Source organism: Streptomyces sp. GL_141 (assembly GCF_057834385.1).
On sequence record NZ_CM174402.1, the window covers coordinates 6001421 to 6028336 of the forward strand.

The window sequence follows — 26916 nt, forward strand, 5'->3', positions numbered from 1 at the left end:
TCCCCCCACCACGATGCCGTCCCGCCGAGGCGAAGCCTATGTCCGGCGGCGTCCTCCGGGGCGGGGCCGTGGGTGGGGAGCGGCCGGCTACGCGCGGCCCGTGAGCAGGGTCGTCAGGGCGGCCGTGTGCGGGGGCGGGTCCGCGGGGTGGAGGAGTTCCGTGCGGTGGACCAGGCGGGGGGTGCGGACCGGGACCGCCGTGGTGCCGGGGAAGGTGGCGGCCAGGGAGAGGGGGAGTGCGGTCAGGCCGTGGCCGGCGGCGGCCAGGGCGGCCAGCGCGTGCGGGTCGGTGCCGTGGTGGCGGATCCGGGGGTGGAAGCCGGCGGTGTGGCTGACCGTGCGGAGCCGGTCGAGGGGGACCGCCGTGTCGGGGGCGTCGATCCACTGCGCCTGCGCGAGGTCGGGCAGCCGGACCGAACTGCGCCGCGCCAGGGGGTGGGTGTGCGGGAAGAGCACGGCCAGGGGCTCCTCGGAGACGGCCAGGGTGACGGTGGGGCCGAGGTCCGGCAGCGGGAGGGGGTCGCTGGGCGCGGCCACCCCGTCCACGAGGCCGAGGTCGGCGCGGGCGGTCAGGACCGCTTCGAGCACCGCCTCCCGCCCCGCGACGTGGAGGTCGACCTCCACCGGGCCCGCGGCGCGCAGCCGGGCCAGGGACTGCGCGAGCTCCGGGCCGAAGGCCGCGGGGGAACAGGCCAGCGTCAGCCGGGCGTCGGGGGCCCGGTGCAGGCGGGCGATGTCGGCGCGGGCCGCGTCCAGGCGCAGTAGCAGTGCGGGGGCGTGCTCCATCAGCCGGACCCCCGCCTCGGTGGGGCCGACGGGCCGGCGCTCGACCAGCCGGGCGCCCAAGTCGGCTTCGAGTGCGGCGATGTGCTGGGAGACGGCCGACTGCGTGTAGCCGAGGACGGACGCGGCGGTGGAGAAGGAGCGGTGTTCGAGGACCGCGACGAAGGTGCGGAGGAGATGCGGATCCATGGGCATCAGTATCGCTTATGCGGGTAGTGCGGATCATCGTTGGACGTGATGGGCGGGCAGCTCGGAGGATGGTCGCCATGAACGCGAACACCCGCACCGGCACCACCACCCCCACCACCCCCGTCACCTCGCCCGCCCGCATCGCGCTGATCGCGGACCGCTCCGACGCCGTACGCTCCCACGCCCGCGTCCCCGGCCTGCTGGAGGCGCTGCGCCTGCGCGAGGGCCTGGACCTGGACGCCTACTGGATCCCCACCGAGGAAGCCGGCGAGGGCATGCACGGCTTCGATGCCGTCTGGGTCCTGCCCGGCAGCCCCTACCGCAGCGAGGGCGGGGTGCTCACGGCGATCCGGGACGCCCGCGAGAACGGCATCCCCTTCCTCGGTACCTGCGGCGGCTTCCAGCACGCCCTCCTGGAGTTCGCCCGTACGGTCTGCGGCCTGGACCGGGCCGCCCACGCCGAGAACGACCCGGCGACCGCCGGGGCGGACGCCGTGGTCGTCCCGCTGGCCTGCTCGCTCGTGGGCCACGAGGGCACCGTACGGGTCACCCCCGGATCCCGCGCCGCCCGGCTGCTCGGCGCGGACCGCACGCAGGCGCGCTACCACTGCAACTACGGCCCCAACCCGCTCCACCTGGACCTGCTCCGGGCCCACGGCATGACCTTCACCGGCACCGACGAATCCGGCGACATCCGCATCGCCGAACTGGCCGATCACCCCTTCTTCCTGGCCACCCTCTTCCAGCCCGAACTGGACGGCGACGGCACCCGCGCCCACCCCCTCGTCGCGGGCCTCGCGGCGGCCGCCGTCGAGCACGCGCGCGGCCGGTAGGGCGTGGCACCGGAACGGCGGAGCCCCGGCCCCCGCCGTCCTGGGTGGACGGGGAGGGCCGGGGCTCCGGGCGCGGGGCGGTGGGGGTCTACCCGGTCGCGCCGTCGTTGTAGATGTGGATCGCGTCCACGCCGACCACGTGATACGGCGTCTGCGGCTTGGTGTCCTTGACGATCACCGTGAGCGTGTGCAGCCCCTCCGTCAGGTCGACCCGGCCGAGGTTCACGCCGGTCGAGTACACGTGCGGTCCGTAGCCGTCGAAGTAGCCGCCGATCGGCTTCCCGTCGATCTCGAAGGTGACGCCCGCGTAGTCCTTCGCCCGGGTCATCGCCAGGTTCATGGCGTACGAACCGTCACCCGGTGCCGCGAAGGTGTACTGCATCCGGTCGCCGGCCGTCACGTTGGCCATGACGGACTGCTGGCCGCCGGACCAGGCGATGCCGCCCCACTGGCCCTGCCGGGTCAGCTCGCGGGTGGAGGCGCTGGCGAAGAGCTCGGCCTCGTACGTGCCCGTGAGGGGAACCACTTTGACCTGGTCCACCCCGGCCTTGTGGCCGGCCGAGGCCTCGTTCTTGCCGGTGACCGTGAAGGCCAGCGCGTGGGTGCCCTTGGTCAGGTACTGCAGGCCCAGGTCGACCGGGCGGGTCTCCACCACGGGGTGGTAGCCGTCGAAGGGCTGTCCGATCGGTTCGCCGTCCAGGGTGAGCTGGAGGATGCCGTAGTCGCGCGCGGCGGTCTGCTGGGTTCCGAGGGCGTACAGCCCGTCCTCGGCCACCTCGACGTTCAGGGTGAAGGTGTCACCCGCCTTGGCGGCGTCGAAACGGACGTTCCCTCCGCCCGCGAACCAGGTGCCGTTCAGGTTGCCCTGGGGGACCACCGGCGCGCTCGCCGCGGTCGCGGGGAGCAGCTCCTCGGCCTCCTGGAGGGGGGCCGGGACCAGGTCGATGGAGTCCAGGCCCGTCTGGTGGCCCAGGGACGCCGCGTTCTTCCCGGTCACGGTGACCGTGAGGGTGTTGCGGCCCGCGTTCAGCGGGGCGAGGCCCTGGACGCTGGTGCGGGTCGCGACCGCCGGGCTGTACTGGTCCCGGTCCACGCCGATCTTCTTGCCGTTGACGCTGTACGAGACCGTGCCGTAGTCCTTGGCCGTGGTCTCGGCCAGGCTCATCCGGTACACACCGGCCGTCGGGACGTCCAGGGCCAGGGTGTAGCGGTCACCCGCCTTGGCCCCGCCGAACAGCACCTGCTTGCCGCCCGACCAGCTGACCCCGCAGCAGTCGGAGGTCTGCGCGCGGATGCCGGCCGTGGCCTCCTGCGCCGGGAGGAGGTTCTCCGCCTCGATGCGCGGCAGGAACTCGTACGGGCCGGTGCCCGGGTCGCCGAAGTAGCGGAAGTCGACGCGGCCCACGGGCGATTCGTTGCCCGCCTCGTCGACGGCGTAGGCCTTCGCGAAGTGCCGCAGTTCCAGGGGGAGCGGGCCGCCGGTGAAGGGGACGGTCAGGGTGCCGTCGGGGGCGGCGGCGGTGCGCTGGACGGGCTGGTCCTGATCGATGCCGTAGCGGTAGGCCGTGACCTTCTTGGCGTCGCCCGGCTTGAAGGTCAGCTCGTAGCGTTCGGCGTCGTACGAGACCTGCGGGGACTTGGGTGCGGTCCGGTCGACCTTGAACCGGCACGGCGGGTTGGGGTGCCAGGCGGAGGTGGCCGTACCGGCCACCGAGCGGACCTGCCAGGAGTAGGTGGTGCCGTTGTTCATCGTGCTCTTCGGCACCGCGATCCGGGCGACGGCCCCGTTGGTCACGTCGACCTGCTGGTCGACGACGTTTCCGCTGCCACCGGTGGGCCACATGATGAAGTGGGCCTTCAGATTGCCCCCGTCAGGGCTGCTGATGCGGGCGTTGAGCTGCACGTCGGTGTCACCGATGACCGGCGGCTCGGCGCTGCACCCGACGTTGGGGACCATGCCGAGCTCGGCGGGCAGGTTGGGCGGGCTCGCGTACTCGGTGCTGAAAGCGGGGTTGTTGTTGAACTTCTTCCACCCGAAGGAGTCCGACTCGTTGCCGGCCTTCAGGCCGAAGGTGGTCTCGCCCCAGCCGTACGCGGCGACCTTGTCCCGGACGAAGGAGGTGATGTCCCACTCGATGCCGCCGCCGGGGCAGGCGGTGCCCCAGCCCTTGGCCTCGTTCAGGGTGCCCAGGTGGTGGTCCCAGTTGGGCTGCTTGTTCCAGGTGGTGCCGGAGTTGATGCTGCCGGTGTTCCAGAGCTCGACCGGCTTCTTCGTGCACGACCAGGACCACTGGAGGTCGATGCGGAAGGAGGACTTGATGACCGTCTTGCCGGCGAGGCCGCCGGTGCTCATCGACCACAGGCCGCGGCTGAGGCCGCCGGTGTCGCTCTCGTAGCCGACGCGCATGATGTTCTTGCGGCCGGCCGAGTCGGTCTCGTCCTTGTTGTAGAACGAGGTCGTCGGGTACCGCTTGTCCACCCGGACCCACTTGGTGCGCCCGCCGGAGAACCACGGGTCGATGTAGACCGGGTACTGGGTCTTCGGCGCGTCCAGCATCTTGGCGTCCGGGGTGATCTCCAGCGCGGAGCCGGTCACCTTGGTCGCCATGACGGCGTGGCGGGCGCTGTCGTCCGGGGCGAACGCCTTGGGCGCCTCCTCGGAGTGCCCGGCCCGGGCCTTCGGCGCCGCCTGCTTGCTGCGCTCGGCCGTCGCACCGGCGGCCGGTGCCTCCTTGGCGCGCGCGGTGGCCGGTGCGGCCGGGGTGCCGGTCGGAGCGGCCGGAGCGGCCGGAGCAGCCGGAGCAGCCGGGTCGGAGGAGTCCCACATGCGCGGCTCGGGCGCGTAGAAGACCTCCTGGCCCTTCTTGTCGGTGACCCGCAGCTCGCCGCCGGTCGACCTCTTCACGGCCATGCCCGAGGAGTCCAGCCCCAGCCGCAGCGTCCGCAGTGCCGGATTCTTGGCCGCTTCGGGGGTGTTGACCACCAGGACCTGGGCGACACCGCTCACCTCGGCGCGGATCTTCAGGTCCACGTCGGGCAGTACGTCGCGGTAGGTCGCCGTCTCTCCGGAGAGCTCCGGAACCGGCAGCGCGGTCGGCCAGGTCAGCGTCATCCGCTCGGATCCCGCACCGAGCCGGACGGCCGGGGACTTGCCCCCGCCGGAGAAGCTCATCGGCTGCGGTACGGCCACCGGGGCGACCGTACCGTCCGCCTGGACGCGCAGCGTCGTGTCCACCGGCGCCCAGCCCTTGTCCTTGCGGACCCGGACGGGCAGCGCGTGCTGCTCGACGGTGAAGGTGCCGGACGGGTTGGCGAACACCTGCTCCGTCTCCGACCCGGTGCCCTCCACCTCCACCGGCTTGCCGGTGGACTGGGCCCGGCCGAGGGCGGTCCGCTCGGCCGCGGAAGCCTCGCGTTCCGCTATCGGGCTGGCCTCGGCGGCCAGCGGATCGACCACGGACAGACCCGTGAGACCGAGACCGGCGGTCACGGCGAGAGCGACGAACCCCCGGCCGGACCGACGGGCCCGATGCCGTTGCGGGGAACTTTCAAACACGACTGAATTCCTCTGTACTAGCGGTGTGATGGAAGTCGGCTCCGAGCGGCCCGGGTTCCGAAGGGAGTTCGGAACCCGGGCCGCCGGATGGTGTGCGGAGGCGAGGGGGTCAGGAGGCGGCGCCGGTCCCCGGGCCGCCCTCCGCGCGCTCCGCGGGATCCGTCCCGAGGACGGTGGCGGCCGGGGTCGCGTACAGCCCGACCGTGTGGTCCTCGTGGTACTCCCAGGTGTCCGGGTCACGCAGGGCCGCTTCGAGTTCGCGTCCCCGCAGCGGGGTTCCCCCGATGTACGCGGGGGGCTCGGGCGCCCGGAACAGCTCCAGGTAGCCCTGCGCCGCCCAGGACTCGACCAGCGGCAGGAACGCGGGTACGGCGCTGCGCCAGGCCTCCTCGTCCTCCGACTCGGTCCAGTCGGCGAGCAGTGCCCACAGCGAGGCACCCTCGGACGCGTTGACGAGGAGGCATTCCTCCTCCGGGGTGAGCCAGTCCACGGTTCCTCCTAGTTCTTGGGATTGAGGGCCGGGTTTCCCTGGAGGGGGATCCGCTTGACCTTCTTGCCCATCTGGTACTTGAGATAGGGCCCCTGGTGGTCCAGGCGGCGCATCCCCTTCTTCCCGAACTCCAGGATGATCGTCGGAGCTCCGCGCCTCAGAGTGAATCCGCCACCGGTGGCGTGCGGTGCGTCGATCTTCACGAAGCCGTCGCCCTGGGCCAGCTCGTAGACCCTGCCGATGGTGGCGCCCCGCATCGACTCCGGGTCCAGGATGTCCCGGGCCTGTTCGATGGCCTTGTGCTTCGGGGCCGGCTCGATGGCCTTGCGCTCGGGACCCTTCTCGATGGCCTTGCGCTCCGGGGCCCTCTCGATGGCCTTGCGCGGCGGCTTCTGCGGCGAGGCCTGCTTCTGCGGCGGGTTCTTCTTCCCCGCGCCGCTGTCCTTCGGCTTCGCCTTCTTGGCGGGCTGCTGTGCCGCCTTCTTCGCGACCTGCTTCTTCGCGGCCTGGGCCGCGGCCTTCTTGGCCGCCTGCTTCTTCGCGGCTTCCGCGGCGGCCTTCTTCGCCACCTCCTGGGCCGCCTTCTTGGCGGCCTCGGCCGCAGCCTTCTTCGCGGCTTCCGCCGCGGCCTTCTTGGCGGCCTCGGCCGCGGCCTTCTTCGCCAGTTCGATGGCGGCCCGCTTGGCGGCCTCCGCCGCGGCCCGCTTCGCCGCCTCGATCGCGATGCGGCGGGCGATCTCCTGCGCGATGCGCTGGGCGATCATCCGGGCCGCGATGCCCGCGAGGAGCGGGAGGATCTGGCCGTCCGGGTCGCTGACGGTGACCGGGTTGTTGTTCGCGTACGTGTACCCGTTCATCTGCTGCGGGTCCTTGAAGTCGATCATGGGATCGACCGACAGGAACCGCCCGGTGCCGGGCTCGTACAGGCGGGCTCCGAGCTGGGTCAGCCCGGTGGACTCGTCGAGGGTGCCGCCGACGAAGCCCTTCTGGTCGGGCCAGGCCGCCGGCGCCGTGCCCCGGGACTCGCCGAACGCCGTGAGGGGACGCCGGGTGGCGTTCATGACGCCGTCGGCGGTCACCGCGAGGGTGTTCGTGTTGTGGTGGTCCGCCGCGAAGTAGGCGACCTTTCCGTCCGAACTGCGCGAGGCGACCTCGGTCTCACCGTGGCTGTAGGAGCGGGTGGCGCTGACCTTCCCGTCCTTGCCGACCGTGACCTCGGTGGCGCCGAGGTACAGCGTGCTGCCCTCGGGAGCCTTGCGGATCAGCCGGTCGCCCTCGGAGTCGTAGAGGAACTCGGTGGTCTTCCCGGCCTCGGTGACCTTGGCCAGATTGCCCTCGGCGTCCCAGTCGAGCTTCTGCTCGCCGTCCTTGGACTTGCGCAGGACGGTGTTGCCCGCGGCGTCGTAGGCGTACTCGGAGCTGGTGGTGCCCGCGGGCCCCTCCGTGTCGACCCGCTGGAGGACCGCCTGCTGGGCCGTCTTCGCGGTGGGCGACGGGTAGCCGAAGGTCCGCTTCTCGTCCGTGCCGCCCGGGGTGGTGGCGTGCCGGACCTGGCCGGTCCGGTTGCCGGTCCGGTCGTAGGCGTACGTGTCCCAGTACGGGTCCGCGCCGCCGACCGTGGCCGAGGAGGGGCCCGACGCGCAGTCCTGCTTCGCGGTCCAGGCGTCCGTCATCCGGCGCAGGTGGTCGTAGGCGAAGCACTGCGTGTCACGGATCGCGCCGTCGCGCAGCTCGTCCATCTTGGTGACGTTGCCGATGGGGTCGTATCCGTACTCCGTCTCGCTGAGCACCGCCTGGCCGACCTCCCGGTCGACGAAGGTCTTGTGGACCCTGCGGGTGGCGTCGTCGTACGTCTTGGAGTGGATCAGCCGCTTGCCCGCGGCGCCCTGGTGGTACTGGAGCAGTTCGCCGAAGGGGGTGTGGCGGGCGGACGAGACGTACTGCTCGGCTCCCTTGACCGTGGTCTGCAGACCCGCGGCGTTGTAGCCGTAGGACAGCGTCTCCGCGGGCAGCCCACCCGCTGCCGGCATCTTCACCGAAGCGGCGGCACCGGTGGAGGTGTAGTCCACGCCGAAGGTGTAGGTACCGGCCAGTGCTCCCTCGGAGCCGGGGATGGTGATGCTGTTCCCGGTGGGGCGGCCCTTGGCGTCGTATCCGGTGACCGAGGTGGCGTACGCCTTGCCGCCGACGTACCGGACGGACTCGGCGAGTTCGCCCTTGGCCAGCGTGTCGTACTTCCACTCGGCCGTCCGCGTGCCGGTGGCCGGGGTGCCCTCGTAGGTGGCCGTCTTGCGGCCGAGCGCGTCGTAGGTGTAGGAGAGCTGACGGCCCCTCGCGTCCGTCATCCCGGTCGGCTGGTCACCCTCGTCGTAGGTGTACGTGGTGGTGCCGCGCGACGGGTCGGTCTCGGAGACCTTGCGCCCGCGCAGGTCGTAGCCGAAGGACCACTTCTGGCCCACCGGGTTGGTCACCGACTCCATTTCCCCGCCGGAGGTGTAGCGGTAGGCGGTGGCGTCGTAGGGGCCGGAGGCCGTCGGACCCTGGTACTGGCGCATCTCGACGAGCCGGCCGTGGGCGTCGACGATGCTCGTGGACGGGGACTCGCCCTTGGGCGGGACCACGTGCTGGCGGTCGCCCTCGTAGGCGGTGGTGCCGCGCCACAGCTCCTTGCCGAGACTGGCGAGGACGTCGACCGTCTTGCGGCCGGCCCCGTCGTACTCGAAGCGCTGCTGGCGGATGACCTCGGTGTCGGGAACCGTCACCAGGCTGATGGACGGGTTGGCCTTCTCCAGGTAGGGGCCGGACTCCTTCGTCACCTGGCCCAGCGTGTTGTAGTGCTGCTCGGTGACGACCCGGCCCGTGCGCGAGGCCGTGGTCTCGTTGAGGTCGGACCGGGTGCTCTGGGTCTGGCGCTCGCGCATCAGACCGTCGTAGAACTCGTGCTGGACGGTGTACTTGCCGCCGTCCTGGAGGGTCTTGGTGGTCACCACCGACGGGCCGTCGGGACGGACCAGGTACTCGTACTCGGAGTCCGCGGGTCCGGCCCGGTCGCCGCCCGACTCCCAGGACTTGACCAGGCGTCCCAGCGCGTCGTACTGGGCGTGCGAATGGAAGCCCGCGGCATCGGTCTCGCCTAGGGTCAGCCCGCGGGTCGGATCGATGGTCTCCGTCTCGGTGTGTCCGAGCGCGTTCGTCGTGACGACCTTGTTCGCGGCCTCGCCCGCGGCCGGGGTGTAGGCCGTGGTGGAGACCTTCCCGAAGACGTCGGTGGTCTCGGTGCTCCGGCCGTAGACGTCGAACTTCTCGCTGCCCGCGACGGTGTAGACGGGGTTGCCGTCCTTGTGGTCGGTCAGCTCGTCGGCCTTGGTGACATCGCCCTTCGTCGGTGCTTCGCCGAAGGCCTTGCCGTCGTAGTACGAGCGGTCGTCGGCCAGCACGTGCTGCGGGCGCTGCACGGTGGCGCCGCAGGCGACCGAGACGGTCTCCTCGCGGCTCACCGCGTCCACGAAGTGCGTGGCGGCGTTGCGGGCGTACTCGGTGCGGGTGCAGGTCTGGTCGTCGTCCTTGGCGAGGTCGCCGTGGTCCTCGACCTGGGTGACCAGGCCGTAGTCGTCGTAGGAGGTCTGGGTCTTGGTCCGGCGCCAGCTGCCGTCCGCGAGCGCGGTGCGGGAGTGCTCGACCGCGTTGTTGAACATGTACGAGGTCAGGGCGTCCGTGCCGGTGCGGGCACGGGTGGCCGTGGGGCCCTTGCGCCAGGACTCGTAGGACCGGGTCGACAGGAGCGCCCCGCCGTCGCCGTTGTAGCTGAGGATCTCGCGGGTGGTGCCGGCGAGTTCGTTGTGGTCGGTGACGGTGTTGCCCTCGGAGTCGGCGACCGCCGACTGGCGGGTGCCGCCCGCGGCGAGCTTGTCGCCGTGCATGCCCCGGAGGAAGACGCTCTCGGTGAGGGACTTCTTGTCGAGGCCGTCACCGGTGCGGGTACGGACCTTCTCGTAGCCGCGCCACTGGTTCCAGGTGCGCTCCGAGTCCCGGGCGAATTCGGAGTTGTCGTAGCGCCAGGCGGGCTTCCCCACGTACTCGTAGCGCGAGACCATCGTCGGCGAACCGCCGACGAGGTCGTTCTCCAGCACCTCGGTGGTGACGTACTTGTGGAACCAGTCCTTCAGCGGCTTGGGCCGCCCGTCCGGACCGATCGGCTGGCCGGGCGCGGCCCAGAGGACCGGGAAGCAGCGCATGCCGTTGGAGTCGTCGGCGCCGGGCAGCACGTTGCCGCCGGCGGCGACCGAGCACTCGCGGGGCGAGTAGGTGACGCCGATCCGGCCGCCGGACTCGGTGTTGATCGCGTTGATCCGGTAGCGGATGAAGGGCGCCAGCCCCTCGAAGCCGTCCACGCGGTTCTCCAGCTGCTGACCCGAGAAGGTCACCTTCGGCAGCACGACGGAACCGCCGGCCTTGCCGGTGCGCTGGATCGACTCCAGCCACAGGCCCGGGGAGGTGCCGTCACCCGTGGTGGGGAAACTGTGCTCCAGGTCCCAGCGGTCCACGTCCTTGTACGCGCCGCCCGTCAGCACCTGGGTGCTGACCGCGCTGATCCGCTTGCGCGTCCAGAAGCTGGGGGCGAACTGGTTCTTGCACTCCTTGCCGGGTGCGCAGTACTGGTCGACGGGTACGTCGGGCCAGTTCTTGGCGTTGGCCGGGAGGAACAGGGCGTCCGAGCAGTCCGCGCCGGGCAGGCAGCGCTCGGCGACGTCGAAGAGCACCTTGCCGGGGGCCTTGGCCGTGTAGATGCTGTCCGCGCGGTGGCCGTACTCGATCCGGTTCAGGTGGCCGGAGCGGGTGTACTCGACGCCCGCGGTCTTGCCGTTGGCTCCGTAGCGGTTGGTCTCCTTCGTGTAGAAGTAGGCCATCGCGTTGCCGTGGGTGTCCACGACGTGGTCGAGCTGCCAGCGCCAGGCGTGCTGCTTGCCGCCGTCCTTGCCGTACAGCGGGACGGTGAAGGCGGACTCGGTGGTCGGCTTGCCCTCGGTCCAGCCGGGCAGCCGGTTCCGGCCGAAGAAGAACTGGGTGCCGTCGACCGTGGTCAGCTTCCAGTGCTTGCCCTCGGTGTCACCGTTGGCCGCGCCGGTCAGCAGCTCCACCTTGGAGCCGTCGTCCTTGGCGGGCTTCCAGATGCCGGTCGCGTCGTCGCGGACCAGCTCGGTGTTGTTGCCGTTGAGCGACAGGATCGCGTTCTCGGAGGCCTTGCACAGGTCTCCCTTGCTGTCCTTGGGCCCCACACCGGAGCCGGGGACCTCGGAGCACTGCTGGTAGCGGCGCTCGACGAAGCCGCCGGTCATCATCTCCCAGCCGTCGCCGACCTGGGAGGGCTGGTTGTTGCTGGCGGCGGTGCGGCCGTCGACGCTCTGGGCCGAGTAGTTCAGGCTCAGGTCGGGCGCGAGGTCGCCGGGACCGGCGGGCACCTCGACCGGATAGGTCCAGTTGAAGTCGCCGCTCGCGCCGCCCGCCTGCCAGTTGCCGCTGGGGGCCAGCGGGGTGGCCTTGAAGTCGCCCTTGTCGCCGGAGGCACCCGCCTCGGCGGCCAGTGCGACGGGCGCGCCGGCCGCGAGGCGGACCTCGGCGGAGAGCTTGTTGTTCGTGACGTCGTTCGTCACGCCCTCCAGGGGCGTGGGCACGCGGCATTCGGCCTTGTCCGGCGTGGTCAGCGCGCAGCCGGGCAGCTGGACGAGGCGCAGCCGGGAGGCCCAGTCCGCGCCGAAGGCGTTGCGGAAGGCCGAGTAGTCGAGGCCGACGGATATCCGCTCGGGCGCGGCGGCATCGGCGGCCGCGGCGAGGGAGGGTGCGGCGACCTTGGGCCCGCCCGCCGGGGTGACGCCGATCAGCAGTCCCCGGACACCGGCCTTGCCGGTGGCCTTGCGGTCCTTGACGGAGACCTCGAACCGCTGGTCCACGGCCGGGGCGGCGGCCGACCGGGCCGCGCCCTTCGGGTCGGCCGAGCCGGAGGCGGTGGTGGCGGCCGGCGCGAGGGTCAGCGGCAGGCCGCCGACGCCCTGCGGCGCCGGGGCCGCGGACCGCCTCAGCAGGCTCCCGCCCGCGCCCGGGATCTCGACCTGGGCCGTACCGCCCTCGGGCCAGGCGGACTCGGGGGCCTTCTTCAGCTCCGTCCCCGCCGTCCCGCTCTTGGGCGGGGCGGCGACGGGGACGGGCCGGCCGTCCATCACGGGTTCGGCCTGGGTGCCCCGCACCTTGAACCGCTCGGCCGCTTCGGCCTCCGCGGGTACCGCTACGACGATCATGGATCCGCACACGGCCATGGCGATGCCCTGGGCGGTGCGGCGAATCATCTTGGGCCAAGTCCACACATCAGTGGAACTCCAATGAGGTGTCCTCATTGGAGTCTTTTGCGCTGTCACGCGAATTTCCCCCATGCAAGTGATGCAGTCAGTGGACCCATGCATTCCGGTCGGGTCCACTGGGGGAGAATAGAGTAAACAGACGATAAAATTAAACCCATGGACCGGCAATGCGCCCGTGGCGTGCTTGACACGACCGAAGTAGCGGTCTCGACAGGTGAGTTGATGGCGTACCAACTACTGGTCGGTACGGGGTGAGGGCGGGGTCTCGGGGGGTCGGGCGTCGCACTCGAACCACACCGTCTTGCCGGTGGGGTCCGGGGCCGTGCCCCAGCGGTCCGTCACCGCCTCGACCAGGAGCAGGCCGCGCCCGCCCTCGCTCAGCTCCCCGGAGCCGGGCGCCGGCCGCGGGGGTGAGGGACAGCCGTCCGAGACCTCCACGCGCAGTCCGTCCGGCTGGCGGAGGATGAGGACCACGCAGCCCCGTCCGGGAACGTGGCGCACGACGTTGGCGACCAGCTCGGTGAGGGCGAGCTCCGCGGCATCGGCGAGGGCGTCGAGCTCCCACTGCGTGAGGAACATCCGCAGGATGCGCCGCATGTGCCGGGCGGAATGGTCACCGACGGTGAAGCCCATGCGATAGCTGCCGTCAATTCCTGCTGATGAGGGCCCAGTTGCGAGATTCATGACATCAGGGTGGGGCGGCGTCGTTACGCTCGGCTATGGACCGAAACGAACGCCGCCTGGCGTGTACTTGGGGGTGACCGCTCCATGGTCAACATCCGCAGTCTCGACCCCAGCGCCTCTCCGCTGGACTACTACGGCGCGGAGTTGCGCCGCCTGCGGGAGGCCGCAGGGCTCAAACAGGGGCAGTTGGGCGACATCATCTTCTGCGCGGGCTCGCTGATCGGGCAGATCGAGACCGCGAGGAAGGTCCCGACCCGCGACTTCTCGGAACGGGTCGACGCCGCGCTGGACACGGGCGGGGTGTTCTCCCGTCTGGTGGGGCTGGTGCTACGGAGCCAGCTGCCGACCTGGTTCCAGGCGTACGCGGAGATGGAGGCGAAGGCGACGTACATCTCCACCTTCCAGGCGCAGCTGGTCTACGGACTGCTGCAGACGGAGGCGTACGCGCGGGCCGTGCTCGGCGTGCGGCACGACAAGCGCCTCGACGCGCAGGTGGCCGCCCGCATGGAGCGGCAGCGGATCCTGGACCGCGAGCACCCGCCGCTGATGTGGGTGGTGCTGAGCGAGGCCGTCCTGCACCAGGAGATCGGCGGCCGGGAGGTGATGCGAAACCAACTCGCCCACCTGTTGGAGCTGCGGGACCGGGAATGGGTGCGGGTGCAGATCCTGCCCTTCGAGGCGGGCGCGCACGCGGGGCTGCCGGGCACGTTCACCCTCCTGCGCTTCGACGACGACCCGGATCTCGTCTACGCCGAGGACTTCGTGCAGGGGCATATGACGGCCAATCCGGAAGCCCTCAGGGAGGGTTCGCTCCGTTACGATCACCTGCAGGCTGCCGCTCTCTCCGTGGAGAAATCGGCGGAACTGATCGCCCGCGTAATGGAGGAACGCTATGGACACCATCCAGAACCTGACGGGCGCGCGGTGGCGTAAGTCCTCGTACAGCAGCGACACCGGTGGCGATTGCGTCGAGTGCGCCCCGCTCGGCGACGCCGCCTGGCACAAGTCCTCGTACAGCAGCGACACCGGCGGCGAGTGCGTGGAGATCGCCCCCCAGCCCTGCCGGATCGCCGTCCGGGACTCCAAGGTTCCCGACGGCCCCGTCTTCACCGTCGCCCCCGCCGCCTTCGCCGCTTTCGTGCGCGGTCTCTGACTCCGGAGGCCCGGGCGCGGGGGCCTGGTGGCGTACGGAGGGCTTCAGGCGAACACCAGGGCGGCCAGGCCGAGGTAGATGCCACCGGTCAGGCGGGACAGGCCGCGGTCGCGGCGCGGGGTTGCCTGGAGTCGAGCGGTGAGTGCGGCGCCGACGACCGCGTAGCAGAGGTCGAGGGTGAGGGCGACGGTCAGGAAGACCGCGCCGAGCAGGAGCATGTGGGTCCGGGTCTGCGCCGGGCTCAGGCCGGTGGCCAGGAATTGCGGCAGGAAGGCCAGGAAGAAGAGGCCGACCTTGGGGTTGAGAAGGTTGACGAGGACGCCGTCGAGATAGAGCCGGAGCGGTCGGCGTCGCGGGGAACGACCGACGGCTTCGGCGGAGTCGTCGGCTTCGGGTTCGGCAGCAGCGGGCGGGCGGCGGCGCAGCGCACGTATGCCCAGGTGGAGAAGGTAGCCGGCGCCCGCGTAGCGAAGGACGGCGAAGGCGAGCGGGTGGCCCTCGATGAGCGTCGCCAGTCCGCAGACGGCCGCGATGACGTGGAGGAGCGTGCCGGTCTCCACGCCGAGGGCCGAGACGATGCCGGCCCGCCGTCCGTCCCGCACGCTGCGCGTGACGATGTAGATCAGGTTGGGTCCGGGCACGGCCACCAGGATCAGGGAGGCGAGGACGAAGGCGGCGAGCGAGGTCATGCGAGTTCCGGGCCGGGTGAAACGGGTTCGTTGGGTGTCATGCCGTCAGCCTCGCCCCGCGGTGGCTCGTACTCCCGTGCCAATGGAGGGGAAAGTGGACCGGAATCGTCAGAGCCCCGAGCAGGCCGAGCCGGTCGAGCCGGACGAGCTGATCGACCTGCTGGGCGACTGGAGTTCGGGCCAGGGGCCGCTGTACCGGCGGCTCACCGACGCGGTCGGCCGGGCCGTACGGTCCGGGGACCTGCGCACCGGGGACCGTCTCCCGTCCGAGCGCCGGCTCGCCGACGCCCTCTCGGTCAGCCGGGCGACGGTTGCCTCCGCGTACGACGCACTGCGCGGGTCGGGCCTGGCCGAGACCCGGCGGGGCAGCGGCACGCAGGTGTCGGGAGGGGCGGCGGCACACCGGGTTCCGGCAGACGGGCGGGTACGCGGCGGTCAGGCCAACGCGGTGGTCCAACGGCTGATCACCCCACCGCCGGACCTCATCTCGCTGGGGCACGCGGCCGAAGCCGGCGGTTCGGACCTGGCCCGAGCGCTGCTCCGGCTGGTCCGCGAGGACCTGCCCGGGCTGATCGGTGAGGCGGGCTACCACCCGGCCGGGCTCCCCGCGCTGCGAGCGGCGATCGCCGACCACCACACCGCTCACGGCCTGCCGACCGTGCCCGACCAGGTCGTGGTGACCACGGGCGCCACGCAGGCCGTCGCCCTGAGCGCCCAGCTGCACCTCGGGCGCGGGTCCACCGCCCTCGTGGAATCCCCCGGGTGGCCGGGCTGCCTGGACGCCTTCAGGGCGGCCGGCTCCCGGCTCGTCGGCGTCCCGCTCGACTCCGACGGGGTCCGGATCGACCGGCTCGCCACCGCACTGGCCGAACACCGGCCCGCGCTGCTCTACCTGATGCCGACCTACCACAACCCCACCGGCACCCTGATGTCCGCCGGACGTCGGCGCCGGGTGGCCGAGCTCGCCGCCGAACACGGCGTCACCATCCTGGAGGACAGCGCCCACGCGGCGGGGCTCGCCCCCGGCCAGGCTCCGCCGCCGATCGCCGCGGCCCCCGCCGGGGGAACCGTGCTGACGGTGGGTTCGCTGGCGAAGGCCGTATGGGGCGGTCTCCGGATCGGCTGGATCCGCGGGCCGCAGGACACGGTGGTGCGCCTGGCCCGGCTCAAGGCGCTCAACGACCTCGGCAGCCCGCTCCTCGACCAGGCCCTCGCCGCCCGGCTCCTCCCCGCGCTCCCGGCCCTCGCGCCCGAACGGGCCCGCATCCTCCGCGAGCGCCTCGCCACCATCAGCCGGCTGCTGGCCGAGCAGCTTCCGGACTGGCGCTGGCAGGCCCCGCAGGGCGGCTCCGCGCTGTGGGTCCAGCTGCCCGCGGGCACGGACGCCCGGCTCTACGCACGGGTGGCACTGCGCCACGGCGCGGAGGTCATCCCCGGCGCCACGACGGACGCGACGGGCGCCCACGACGACCACATCCGCATCCCCTACTCCTTCGCCCCGGAGACCGCGGCAGCACTGGTCGACCGCCTCTCGGCAGCCTGGGCCGCACTGTCCCGGAGCAGTTGGGATCGGTCAGGCCGACGATGACCTGGCTGGTGACCCGGCTGGTGACCCGGCTGGTGACCCCCACCTGGTACCAGACCTCGTTCTTCGTGCCGTCTTCGAAGTGCGAAGCGAGAGGAGGGGTGCGCACACGGTGCGCACCCCTCCTCGGTCACTTGGTGGAAGCCCTGGCTACCAGAGGATCCGGTTCAGGTTGGCGGCGAGCTTCTGCCAGGTGCCGGCCGCGCCCCGCCGGTACATCCAGCCCGGCATCAGCCAGTCGGCCCAGGTGTTGCCTTCCGTGTGGCCGTGGACGTTGAGGTACAGGTAGCCCCAGCGTCCGCCGGTCCACCACTTGGTGATCCAGAACTCCACGTAGGAGTTGCGGCCGTAGACGATGCTGCCGGGGGCCGCCCAGAACAGGAGGTACGTGGAGCCGATGTAGCCCACGCGGACGTTGAAGTTGATGTTTCCGAAGCCGGGGACCCAGTCGCGCAGCGCCATGTGCTGCCAGTAGTAGTGGACCCGGTTGGCGCGGCCGGCCAGCGGGAAGATCTTGCCGAAGTAGTTCATCCAGTAGCTGAAGACGCCCTGCGGCGTCGCGTTGCCGGAGCCGATGAAGAACGTGAAGCTGTAGTCCAGCAGGCCCGTCGTGTCCCAGCAGTTGACCGGGTCGCCCGAGCAGTAGGCGTAGGCGTTGGCGCCGCCCTTGGGGTCCGCGTCCCGGGTCAGGAAGCGGCCGGTGGCCGGGTCGTAGAGGCGGACGCCCATCAGGGTGAGGCCGCCGACGTTCTCGCTGGAGCGCTGCTTGCCGCCCAGCCAGTCGTAGCGGGTGTCCGCCTGTCCCGCACGCGGGTTGCCGTACTCGTCGTTGCTGATCGCCACGGGCGCCTGGGCCTGGTCCAGCGGGAGCTGGAGGGCCACGTCGCCGTGGATGTTGGTGAGGTGGAGCACCACGGCGCCGGTGGCGGTGGTGGTCGCGGCGAAGTCGCCGGGGGCCGAGTTCACGATGCGGGTGACGTTGCCGGCCCCGTCCTCCGTGATCCAGCTCGGGCTGTCGCCGTCCGCCGCGTAGTGGTTCACCTTGGACGCGGTCTGCGCCCAGGAGCCGGAGGCGTTGCTCTCCACCTTCCACGAGCGCAGGCGCATGGAGGGGTCGAGCTCCCAGGTCTGGCGCTGGTTGCCCGTGGTCTGCTGGCGGACCAGGTCGTTGGCGTAGTAGCCGATCGTGGTGCCGGGCAGGGACGTGGTGCGGCCGTAGGCGTCGTAGGCGTAGCCGCTGTCGGTCAGCCGGTCGGCGCTGTCGTAGGTGTGGGTGACGGAGGTGCCGCCCGGGGCCGGGCAGGGCGCGCCGGGGGCGCCCGTCGCGGTGGTCTGGCCGGTGCGGTTGCTGCGGCTGTCGAAGGAGTAGGTGCGGGTGGTGCAGCCGTCCACGGCGTCGTCGCGGACGGAGGTCAGGCGGCCGAGGCCGTCGTAGCCGTAGTCCTGCGAGGTCAGGCCCGAGTGCTCCAGGACCTGGCCGTGGATGGAACGGGCCACGCTGTCGGACATGACGGCCACGCCGTCGCTGGTGCGGGTGTACTCGCGCAGGAGCACGGCGCCCGCCGGGTCGCGGCGCTGGGTGAGCGAGTAGCCGCCGGGGAGGGTCTCGGAGACGATGCCGCCGTCGGCGTCGTACGCGACCTTGAAGGTGCCCGCCACCGAGTCGGTGGACTGGGTGGCCACGCCGCGCGGCTCGGCCGCGTGGTCATAGGTGTACGTCACCGAGGAGGGGACGGAGTCGGTCTCCTTGACGGTGCGGTTGAGCAGGTCGTACTGGCTGGTGCTGACCCCGCCGTCGGCGTCGGCGTAGGACACCGGGCGGCCGAGCTTGTCGTAGGCGGTGGTGATCGTGCCGGCCGTGGGGGAGGTGGTCTTGACGGCCCGCCCGGTGACCGGGTCGTACTCGGTACGGGTCTCCGGCACGGCCGTGCCGAGGCCGCCGGTGACCTTCACGCTGATCTGCCGGCTCGCGGCGTCGTACGTCTTCTCGGTGATCCGGGTCTGTCCGCCGATGGTCTCGGTGGACTTCGTCGGGTTGCCCCAGAAGTCGTACTCGGCGGCCACGGAGGGCCGTTCGCTCGGGTTGCTGCCGCCGCCGGTGATCGCGCCGGCGGGACGGGTGATGCAGGGACGGTCGGCCCATTCGGGGCGGCCCTTGCACTCGCCGGTGCCGGTCGCCGACCAGTAGGTGGTGAGCTGGGTGGTCGCGGCCTGGCCGCCACCGCCGGGGAGCGTCTCGCTGGTCGCGCGGCCCTGGTCGTCGTACTCGACGGTCTCGACGAGCGCGGCGCCGCCCGGGTCCTCGACCGTCCTGGTCTTCAGGCCCTTCACCCAGTCGTAGGTGTGCTCGGTGATCCGCGGCTCCGCCATCAGCGACGGGTGGGCCAGCAGTTGGGCGCCGACCGAGACGCGGGTGATCTGGTTCTCCACCGTGGCGGAGCCGTCGGTGGGACGGCCCTCGTCGTAGGTGTTCCTCGTCCAGTTGCGGGCCACGACGGACTGGCCGGCCGCGACCAGGGTGGTGCCGCCGGAGGTCAGCGGCTGGGTGAGGGTGACCCGGCGCAGCGGGGCGAGGGCCTCGGTGCCCCGGGTGCCGGTGCTGTCGTAGACCGTGCGGGCCGAGAGCAGTTCGGCGCGCTCCGCGGACGGCAGGTTCTGGATGCCGAGGTCGGCGAGGGTGGCCTGGTCGGAGGCGCCGGCGGCGAGGGCCAGGGCGCGGTTGGCGGCGGAGAGGCTGTGGACCGCGTTGCCGTACCGGTCGTACTCCTTGGTGGTGATGTGACCGCCGGGGGCGGCGCCGTTGACCTCGCGCCCGGAGGCGTCCGTGTAGATGATCGACGCCCGGGTGTAGGCGGTCGCGGTGAGCTGGGCTCCGTCACCGGAGGACGGCACGCTGTCCGCCGGGAAGACGGCGGTGGCGTCGGTGACCAACTGCTGCTGGCCCCAGGCCTGAACGTCGCCCGGACCCATCTGGTACGGGGCCTTCGCGCCGGTCAGCGGCACGTCGTAGACGACGCTGTTGGCGGCGGTGCCCTCCTCCACGTCGACCGTGCCCTGCTTGAGGCCGGGGCGCGAGAGCTTCAGGAGCATGCCCTCACCGGCGGCGGCACTGTTGCCGGCCTTGCCGTAGGTGAAGGTGTACGGCAGCTCCGACTGCGCCTTCAGCGAGGTGACGCGGCCCGCGGAGTCGTAGTCGTACTCGTTCATGTTCGACTGCGCCAGGTTCGGGTTCCACTGCTGGCGGAGCCGGCCGGTGCTGTCGTAGCGGTACGTGGACACCGGCTTGGCGGTGGCCGCGGCGGCGCCGGGCTCGGTGGCCCAGAGCTTGATCTCCTTGACCCGGTCGGTGAAGTCGCCGTAGGCGAGGGTGGTGGCCGTCGTGCCGGTGGCGTAGACGAACTCGATCACCCGGCAGCCCTTGGTGGCCGGGGTGGTGGCGCAGGTGGTCAGCGGGACCGCGGAGGTCGTGCCGACGAGCAGCTTCGGACGCGACAGCTTCTTGCCGTCGACGGTGACCGTCTCGGCGATCACCTTGGTCTCGCTGCCCGACAGGCCCTCCTGCTCGGAGGTCGTCGCGGGCCAGATGAGCTGGGCCGGGTCCTGCTTGGCGAACTCGGTGACGTGGCCGCCGTTGTCCTTCAGGGAGAAGGTGCCGGCGAAGGAACCGGTGAGCGTCAGCTCCTCGGAGCCGGGCTCCGGCTTCCAGCCGCCGCCCGCGACGGAGGTGAAGGCGATCTCGATGCCGCCGAGGGTGACCAGCGCGAGCGAGGTCTCCGAGGTCTTGCGGACGTGCAGCCAGGAGCCGTTCCCGTCGAGCGCGGTGCCCGACAGCCACTCCTTGCCGAAGATCGGCACGGTGTCCGAGGAGGCCTGGATCCGGCCCCGGGAGGCGGCGCTGCGGCCGACCGTCAGGCCGTAGGCGCTGGCATCGGTCGCCGAGATGACGTAGTCGCCGGTCAGCATGTTCAGGACGCCCGGACCCATGGTCTGGGTGGGGGCGGTGCCCGCGTTCCGGTCCACGGTCAGGGTGCGGGCGGGGGAGTGCGCCGTCTGGGCGCCGACGGCGAAGACCGCGCGGACCGAGACGGAGCCGTCCTCCACCAGCGTGTCGGTGAGGTTCCACGTCAGGGCCGCGGGGCGGCCCTGCGGGGAGGCCAGCGGCCAGGACGCCACGGCGGAACCGTCGGACGCCTTGCGGACGTCGGCGACCGGAACGTCCTGCCAGGCGGCGGTGTCACCGCGCCGGTACTGGTAGGTCACCCCGGTGTACGAGGCCTCGCCCTCGGCGGAGAGGACCGTCCTGCGTGCGGCGCGCTCGCCCTCGGAGGGGGAGGTGAGGGCGGCGCCGGTGCCGGCGGCGAAGGGGTACGAGGTCTCGGCCGACAGGTTGGCGGCCTTGTCCCGGGTCCGCACGCGCACGGTGTGCTGGCCGGCGCCGAAGGTCAGCTGCTCGGTGACGGCGGCCGTCGCGGACAGGGTGACCCAGGGTGCGCCGTCCAGCGAGTACTGGATGTCGCGGACGTCGGAGCCGGGGGGCGTGAAGGTGAACCCGCCCGAGAGCTTGCCGCCCGCGTCCGGGGTGCCGGACCAGACGTCCCGCGGGAAGGCCGCCGAGGCGACGGCGGTGGCGGCCGGCGCGGTGGTGTCGACGGTGAAGGTCTTCCACTCCGACCAGACGGTGCTGTAGTGCGTGCCGTCGTACGGGCTGCTGCGGAACTTGTACGTCTTGCCGTTCGTGAGGACCCCCGCCGGCACGGTCACCGAGGAGACCTGGCCGGACGGCACGAAGGAGGACCGCAGCACGTCGCCGACCTGGAGGTCGGTCGCGGAGTCGAAGATCTGGTACGCGCCCTGCACGTTGTCGCCGTTGGCGTCGACGAAGGTGTCGCGCAGGGTCGGGGTCGCCGTGTTGACCGTGTAGGCGCCGCCGTACGAGAAGAAGGGCGGGCCGGCTTCCTGGCGGGTGCCGGTGCTCGGCCGGTAGTTGTAGGAGACCGTCAGCTTGGGGACGTTGCTCGCGGCGTTGGCGGAGTTGACCCGCTTCCACTGCTTGATGCTGGCCTCGTCCGCGGCCCGCAGGCCCATGCTGGAGAAGGCCCACTTCTTGCTCGCCCAGTGCTTGAGCAGCGCCGTGACGTCCGAGGTGATCCAGCCGTCGGGCTGCGAGGCACAGCCCGGGTTGCCCTTGGTCTCGGTGGAGGTGGCCATCTTGGTGACCATCGCCGGCTGGTTCGTCCAGCGGGAGGCCGTGGTGGGGCCGTTGGAGGTCCACACCTCCCAGGGCTGGGCGGAGCAGTCGGTGTTGCCCGAGTGGAAGGTGTAGAGGGACAGCTTCGCGTCGGAGATCAGCGCGTCCGCGATGGGCGCGGTGTTCCAGGTGATGAAGGAGCGTGCGGTGCGGTAGGTGCCGTCGGCGTTCTTCGTACCGGGGTTGCCGAGGTCCAGTTCGGTGTCGTTGGACCAGTCGACGGTCTCGCCCTGCTGGACGTAGGTGTCGAAGAGGTTGCCCAGGGAGGAGGTGGACGGGTCGACGGTGACCGGGTACTTCGTGGCCGGGTCCGCGAGGAAGGCGGCGTCCGGGGTGATGACGAGGTCGGCGCCGTCCTTGGTCCTGACGACCTTCAGGCCGACCGGGGCGCGGCGGGTGTGCTCACCGGAGGCCGGGTCGACGCTCGCGTCCCACATGACGGGGGCGGGCATCGTCGCGGTCTTCTTCGACTTCTTGTCGGTGAACAGGACGCTGCCGTCGGCCTGCTGCTCGACCTTCAGGCCCTTGGTCTTCAGGGGAAGGGCGTACGAGAATCCGGCCGCGGGCTTGGCCTTGACCTCGACGAACTGCTCGAAGCCGGTCCGGGTCGCCTCGACGACCACGTCCGCGCCGGGCACCGCCTCCGGGTACGTCGCCCGGGTGCCGTCCAGCTTCGGGGCGGGCAGGCCGCCGCGCCACTGGAGGGTGATCGCCTCGTCGCCCTGGCCCAGGGTCACCAGATCGGTGCCGGGCGTGGACTGGGCCGCCGCGAGGGACGGGGCCTTGGAGCCCCTCTTGCCGGACAGGCGCAGACCCTGCGGATGCGCCTTGGAGACGACCGAGCCGTCGGCCGCCGGGGCGAGGTCCACGTCCACGTCACGCCACTGGCCCGTGGCGGCGTCCTTGAAGCGGATCGGACCCGCGGCGATCTCGGACGTCAGCGAACCGTCCTTGTTCACCCACGTCGTCGAGGTCTCCGTCCGCTCCGACAGGGCCTCCACCCGCTTGCCCGACAGCCGGGCGGCCACCTTGGCCGAGGCTATGTCGGCGGCGCTCGTGGCCGCCGGGGCCTCGGGCGTACCGGCCGGCTTCAGGTCGGCGGCGAGCGCGGTTTCGGTGCCCTGGAGCGCCGAGACGGCCATGACCAGGGCCAGGCCGGCCGCGGTGGCACCGAGCCGCCCCGCGCCGTGGGCCAAGGGGCGGGGGCGCCTCCTGGGCGTCCCCGATCTTCTGTGAAACTCCATCAGTCCGCCATGAGTCGATTACGGGGGTGCGGCCGAGAATGCGGCCCGGCACGGTTGTGAAGGGAGTGTTCAGGGGGCCACTGTGTTTCCACTTGTGGATCTCTGCATTCCGTCCATGTTTTTCCCAGTCGTCCGACCTCGCCTTCGGGGCGCCGAGGAACTGGGCCTAACCTGAGGCGAGTTCGACGGGGCGGACCGGACGGCCGCCCGCAGGGGATCACCGGGGGACGGGCAGCATGGGCAGCGGCAGTGATGACAACGTCGACGGCGGCATAAAGCCGCTCGCAGCCGGTGATCCGAGCCGGATCGGGCCGTACCTGCTGCTCGGGCGCCTCGGCGCCGGCGGGATGGGCCGGGTGTTCCTGGCCCGCTCCGAGGGCGGGCGCACCGTCGCGGTGAAGGTGGTGCACGAGGAGCACGTGGCCGACGCGCAGTTCCGTGCCCGCTTCCGCCGCGAGATCGACGCCGCCCGGAAGGTGGGCGAGCGGTACACCGCACCCGTCCTGGACGCGGACCCCGACGCCGACCGGCCCTGGGTGGCCACCGGATACGTACCCGGGCTCTCGCTGGAGCAGATCGTGCGCCGGTACGGCCCCCTGCCCGTGGACTCCGTCCACGCCCTCGCGGACGGGCTGCTGCACGCGCTGAAGGACATCCACACCGCCGGGATCGTGCACCGCGACCTCAAGCCGTCGAACGTGATGCTCACCGTCGAAGGCAGCCGGGTCATCGACTTCGGGATCTCGCGCGCCCTGGAGACCTCCGTCGAATCGCTGCTCACCAGCACCGGCATGGTCGTCGGCTCGCCCGGGTTCATGTCGCCCGAGCAGGTGCGCGGGCAGCGGGCCGGGGCGAAGAGCGACGTGTTCACGCTCGGCTGCGTCCTGATGTACGCGGCCACGGGCGAGCTGCCCTTCGGGCACGGCGCCAGCAACCAGCACGCGGTGATGTTCCAGATCGTGGAGGGCGAACCGGCCCTGGAGCGGGTGGCGGACGCCCCCCTGCGTGCGCTCATCGGCCGCTGCCTGGTCAAGGGCGTGGAGGAACGGCCGGGCGTGGACGAGCTGCTGGCGGACCCGGACCGGGTCCTCCCGGCGGCGCCCGGCGGGGCGTGGCTACCGCCCCGGGTGGTGGAACGGCTGGCCCGGCAGGCGGCGCGGCTGCTCGACGCGGAGGCGGTACCGGTCGCGGAGCCGGAGCCGGAGCCGGAGCCGGTGCCCGCGCCGGTCGGGGAGGCGCGGACCCCCGACCGGGGGACGCTCGGGCTGCGGCCGGAGGCGGAAGGAGGAGCGGAGGCGGGAGCGGAAGGGGCCGGCGGGTCCGCAGGGCCGGGAGGGTCCGGCGAGCAGGTCGTCGAGGTCGTCGAGCCGGCGGGCGGGGCCGCGGTGGCGACGCCCGCGGCCGGCCCGGCCACCGGCGGCGGCACCGGAGAGCGGGAGCGGGAGCCCGAACGGCGCGGGGCGCGGCGGCGGTTGACCGTCGCGGTGCCGGTCGTCCTGGTGCTCACCGTAGGAGGGGGCACGGTGGCCCTGCTCCAGCCGTTCGGCGGCGGTGGCGGCGGGGCGCAGGCTTCGCCCCCGGCGAGCAGTGCGCCCGTGACGCCCGGCGCCTCCTCCGGCTCCCCCTCGGCGGCGAGCGGTTCGCCCGCTCCGGGGGCGGCGGGCTCCGAGAGCCCCCAGGCCCCGCAGAGCCCGCCCGCACCGGTGCCGGACGGCCAGGCCGCCGCCGGGCAGGGCGCAGCGGCGGGCGCGGGCACCCCCGGCGGGGGCGCCGGCACCCCGGGCGGCAGCAGCGCGACCCAGGGCGGCGGCGGAGGCCCGGCCGGGGGAGGCACCGGTACGGGCACCAGCCCGGGCGCCACCCCGGGGGGCTCGGGCTCGCCGAGCGGCGGCGGCTCCCCGAGCGGCGGCGGCTCGCCCGGCGGTGGCGGCTCCGGTGGCGACGCGGTGCCCGCGTACTTCGCCGGGACCTGGACCTACAAGGGCGACTTCAACATCGGCCAGCCGGGGACGGTGACCATCACCCGGTCCGGGGCGGTCCGCCTGATCAACGAGTCCCAGATGGGGCACTGCGAGAACATCGCCAAGGTGACCTCGGTGGCCTCCGGCGGGACCCGGATCAACATCGGCTCGGCGGCCGTGGACAAGTCCAAGTCCACCAGCCAGTTCTGCGGGGTCCTGGACCCCTCCTTCTTCACCAAGAGCCTGCCGGCCGGCCTCCAGCACAACGTGGGCCCGTCCCACGGCGAGGGCTACTACTACGAGCGCTCCTGATCCGTCTGCGCGACGGGGGCGTGTCCGCGACGTCGTGGCGGACACGCCCCCGAAGCCGGGTCAACGGAGATCGGTGTAACTGTTCCAGCCGCCGCCGATCAGAGCGCGCGGGCGGAAGGTCCCTGTCCCGGTGGCGTCACCGGTGGAGGAGTAGCGGTAGAGGTTGCCGCTGCGGTCGGCCGCGAGGAGGTCGCCCCTGCCGTCGCCGTCGACGTCGCCGATCGCCGCGAGCTTGCTGTAGACCTGCCAGCCGGTCCCCACCTTGCGACTGGGTGCGAACGGGGCGGAGGCGCTGCCGGTCCCGGGGTACAGGTGCAGCTCTCCCGCGGGCGTGCGGGCGACGATGTCGGCGCGCCCGTCGCCGGTGTAGTCCCCGGCGCCGAGGATCCGGTCGAAGGCGCCCCAACCCCAGCCGACCTTGACCCGGGTCCCGAAGGCCGGGGCGGCCCAGAAGGACCGGTCGGTGGTGCCCCGGTAGAGGTAGAGGTCGCCGGACGCGTCCCGTGCGAGCAGGTCGCCCTTGCCGTCGCCGGTGAGGTCTCCGGGGCCGACCAGCGTGTTGTAGGCACCCCACCCCCCGCCGACGAGGTACTGCCCCTTGGATCCGCCGGTGAGCTCCCCGTTGTTGCACATCGCGAGCATGTCGGCGCGGTTGTCGAAGGTGGCGTCGGAGGCGAAAGTGATCATCTTCGTGCCACCACCCAACGAAGCGCAGTAGGAGGGCGAAGGCGTCGCACGGCGCGCGGACAGCGAGCCGTTGCCGAGCGACTGGTGCGTGTAGAGCTTGCCGTCGACGCCGAGAGCCTGGATGTGGGACTTGCCGTAGGCGGGGATTCCGCCGGCCCCGGCGATCACATCTGCCCTGTGCCAATCGCGGAATTCCGACGCGGTCGGGGTCCGCGCCGCGAACCGGCCCTTTCCGAGCCCCTTGTAGAGGTAGAGCGTTCCGTCGACCGTTCTGGCCACCAGGTCGCTGTTGCCGTCACCGTCCATGTCGTCGCCGCCGGCGATCTGGTTGTACGCGCCCCAACCGCGGCCGATCTCGACGGGCGGCTTGAACGCCGGGGTGGCGCCCCTGATTCCGGAGTGGAAGGAGAGCACCCCCGAGGGCGTGCGGGTGACGACGTCGCCGACCCCGTCGCCGTTGTCGTCGCTGACACCGACCAGCTGGTCGTAGATCTGCCAGCCGCCGGCGATCTTGATGCGCGGCGCGAACGGTGCGGCCTTTCCGGTGGAGCCGTAGAAGTACACGTCGCCGGCCGGAGTCCGGCCCAGAACGTCGGGCCGGGAGTCTCCGTTGAGGTCCCCGGGCGACAGCACCTTGTTGTAGATCTGCCAGCCGCGCCCCACGAGGGAGCTCTCTCCCACGGTGTCGTTGTTCAGGTCCGTCTGAGTCCGCACCATGCTGAGCGTTCCGTCGGCCGTGGAGACGAGGAACTCCGGAGCGCCGTTGCCGTCCTGGTCGCCGACCGGGATGTAGTCCTTGAAGGCGATGTCTCCCAGGAAGTCCTCCTGGAGCCAGTACTTGGACTCCCATTGGTTGATCGCGGGGTTGCGCAGCACGAGCGGGCCGGTGAACGGGCGGTACATGATCTCGCCCAGGCCGTCTCCGGTGAAGTCCGCCCGGGGCAAGGCCTTGGGCGGAGTGGGCGGAAGCGTCGCGGCAGACGTCGGCTGCGACAGAAGCATGCTGGACACGGCCGCCAGGCCCGTGCAGGCCGCGACGAAACGGGCGCGCTCGGCGAAGGAGCGCCTGCGTGAAGACGTGAACATGATCCCCCCATGAAATGTGAGCCACATCGTAGGGGTGTGTGCGTTCGGGAACGCACACACCCC

At 71.8% G+C, this 26916-nt stretch carries 13 protein-coding genes; 5 read left to right on the forward strand and 8 right to left on the reverse strand.

What is annotated here, in order from left to right:
* Positions 1–87 precede the first annotated feature (87 nt).
* A complete protein-coding gene (locus AC3IX6_RS26665) occupies positions 88–972 on the reverse strand; it encodes a LysR family transcriptional regulator (RefSeq protein WP_489365276.1) in 885 nt (294 codons plus the stop codon).
* 77 nt (positions 973–1049) lie between these two features.
* On the opposite strand from AC3IX6_RS26665, the gene AC3IX6_RS26670 reads away from it, so the two are divergent.
* Entirely contained in the window at positions 1050–1805 is a 756-nt protein-coding gene (locus tag AC3IX6_RS26670; RefSeq protein WP_489365278.1) for a CTP synthase C-terminal region-related (seleno)protein, read from the forward strand.
* A gap of 88 nt (positions 1806–1893) precedes the next feature.
* Here the strand turns inward: AC3IX6_RS26670 and AC3IX6_RS26675 are convergent, their stop codons facing one another.
* The 4 genes from AC3IX6_RS26675 to AC3IX6_RS26690 all read right to left on the reverse strand — a co-directional run bounded on the left by AC3IX6_RS26675 (position 1894) and on the right by AC3IX6_RS26690 (position 12888).
* On the reverse strand, positions 1894–5295 hold the full coding sequence (locus AC3IX6_RS26675; RefSeq protein WP_489365280.1) for a DNRLRE domain-containing protein: 3402 nt from the start codon (positions 5293–5295) through the stop codon (positions 1894–1896).
* 175 nt (positions 5296–5470) lie between these two features.
* The gene (locus AC3IX6_RS26680; RefSeq protein ID WP_489365282.1) at positions 5471–5851 is read right to left on the reverse strand and encodes a hypothetical protein; all 381 of its coding nucleotides are present in this window, start codon (positions 5849–5851) and stop codon (positions 5471–5473) included.
* An 8-nt stretch (positions 5852–5859) separates the two neighbouring features.
* Complete coding sequence (locus AC3IX6_RS26685) at positions 5860–12192, reverse strand: RHS repeat-associated core domain-containing protein (protein WP_489365284.1); 6333 nt, start codon at positions 12190–12192, stop codon at positions 5860–5862.
* Between the two features lie 246 nt (positions 12193–12438).
* Entirely contained in the window at positions 12439–12888 is a 450-nt protein-coding gene (locus tag AC3IX6_RS26690) for an ATP-binding protein (protein WP_489365286.1), read from the reverse strand.
* 84 nt (positions 12889–12972) lie between these two features.
* On the opposite strand from AC3IX6_RS26690, the gene AC3IX6_RS26695 reads away from it, so the two are divergent.
* On the forward strand, positions 12973–13821 hold the full coding sequence (locus tag AC3IX6_RS26695; RefSeq protein WP_489365288.1) for a helix-turn-helix domain-containing protein: 849 nt from the start codon (positions 12973–12975) through the stop codon (positions 13819–13821).
* Positions 13781–14041: a DUF397 domain-containing protein gene (locus AC3IX6_RS26700; RefSeq protein WP_489365290.1), complete on the forward strand. Its 261-nt coding sequence runs from the start codon at positions 13781–13783 to the stop codon at positions 14039–14041. Before AC3IX6_RS26695 ends, AC3IX6_RS26700 begins: the two co-directional genes overlap by 41 nt.
* A 44-nt stretch (positions 14042–14085) precedes the next feature.
* Here AC3IX6_RS26700 and AC3IX6_RS26705 read toward each other — a convergent pair whose 3' ends face one another.
* Complete coding sequence (locus AC3IX6_RS26705; protein ID WP_489365292.1) at positions 14086–14730, reverse strand: LysE family translocator; 645 nt, start codon at positions 14728–14730, stop codon at positions 14086–14088.
* A 94-nt stretch (positions 14731–14824) separates the two neighbouring features.
* On the opposite strand from AC3IX6_RS26705, the gene AC3IX6_RS26710 reads away from it, so the two are divergent.
* Entirely contained in the window at positions 14825–16318 is a 1494-nt protein-coding gene (locus tag AC3IX6_RS26710) for an aminotransferase-like domain-containing protein (RefSeq protein ID WP_489365294.1), read from the forward strand.
* Positions 16319–16465: 147 nt separating this feature from the next.
* On the opposite strand, the gene AC3IX6_RS26715 is transcribed toward AC3IX6_RS26710, so the two are convergent.
* On the reverse strand, positions 16466–22705 hold the full coding sequence (locus tag AC3IX6_RS26715; protein WP_489371569.1) for a DNRLRE domain-containing protein: 6240 nt from the start codon (positions 22703–22705) through the stop codon (positions 16466–16468).
* A gap of 338 nt (positions 22706–23043) precedes the next feature.
* On the opposite strand from AC3IX6_RS26715, the gene AC3IX6_RS26720 reads away from it, so the two are divergent.
* On the forward strand, positions 23044–25080 hold the full coding sequence (locus AC3IX6_RS26720) for a serine/threonine-protein kinase (RefSeq protein WP_489365296.1): 2037 nt from the start codon (positions 23044–23046) through the stop codon (positions 25078–25080).
* A 60-nt stretch (positions 25081–25140) separates the two neighbouring features.
* On the opposite strand, the gene AC3IX6_RS26725 is transcribed toward AC3IX6_RS26720, so the two are convergent.
* Positions 25141–26853, reverse strand: a complete 1713-nt coding sequence (locus tag AC3IX6_RS26725) for an FG-GAP-like repeat-containing protein (RefSeq protein WP_489365298.1) — start codon at positions 26851–26853, stop codon at positions 25141–25143.
* Positions 26854–26916 lie beyond the last annotated feature (63 nt).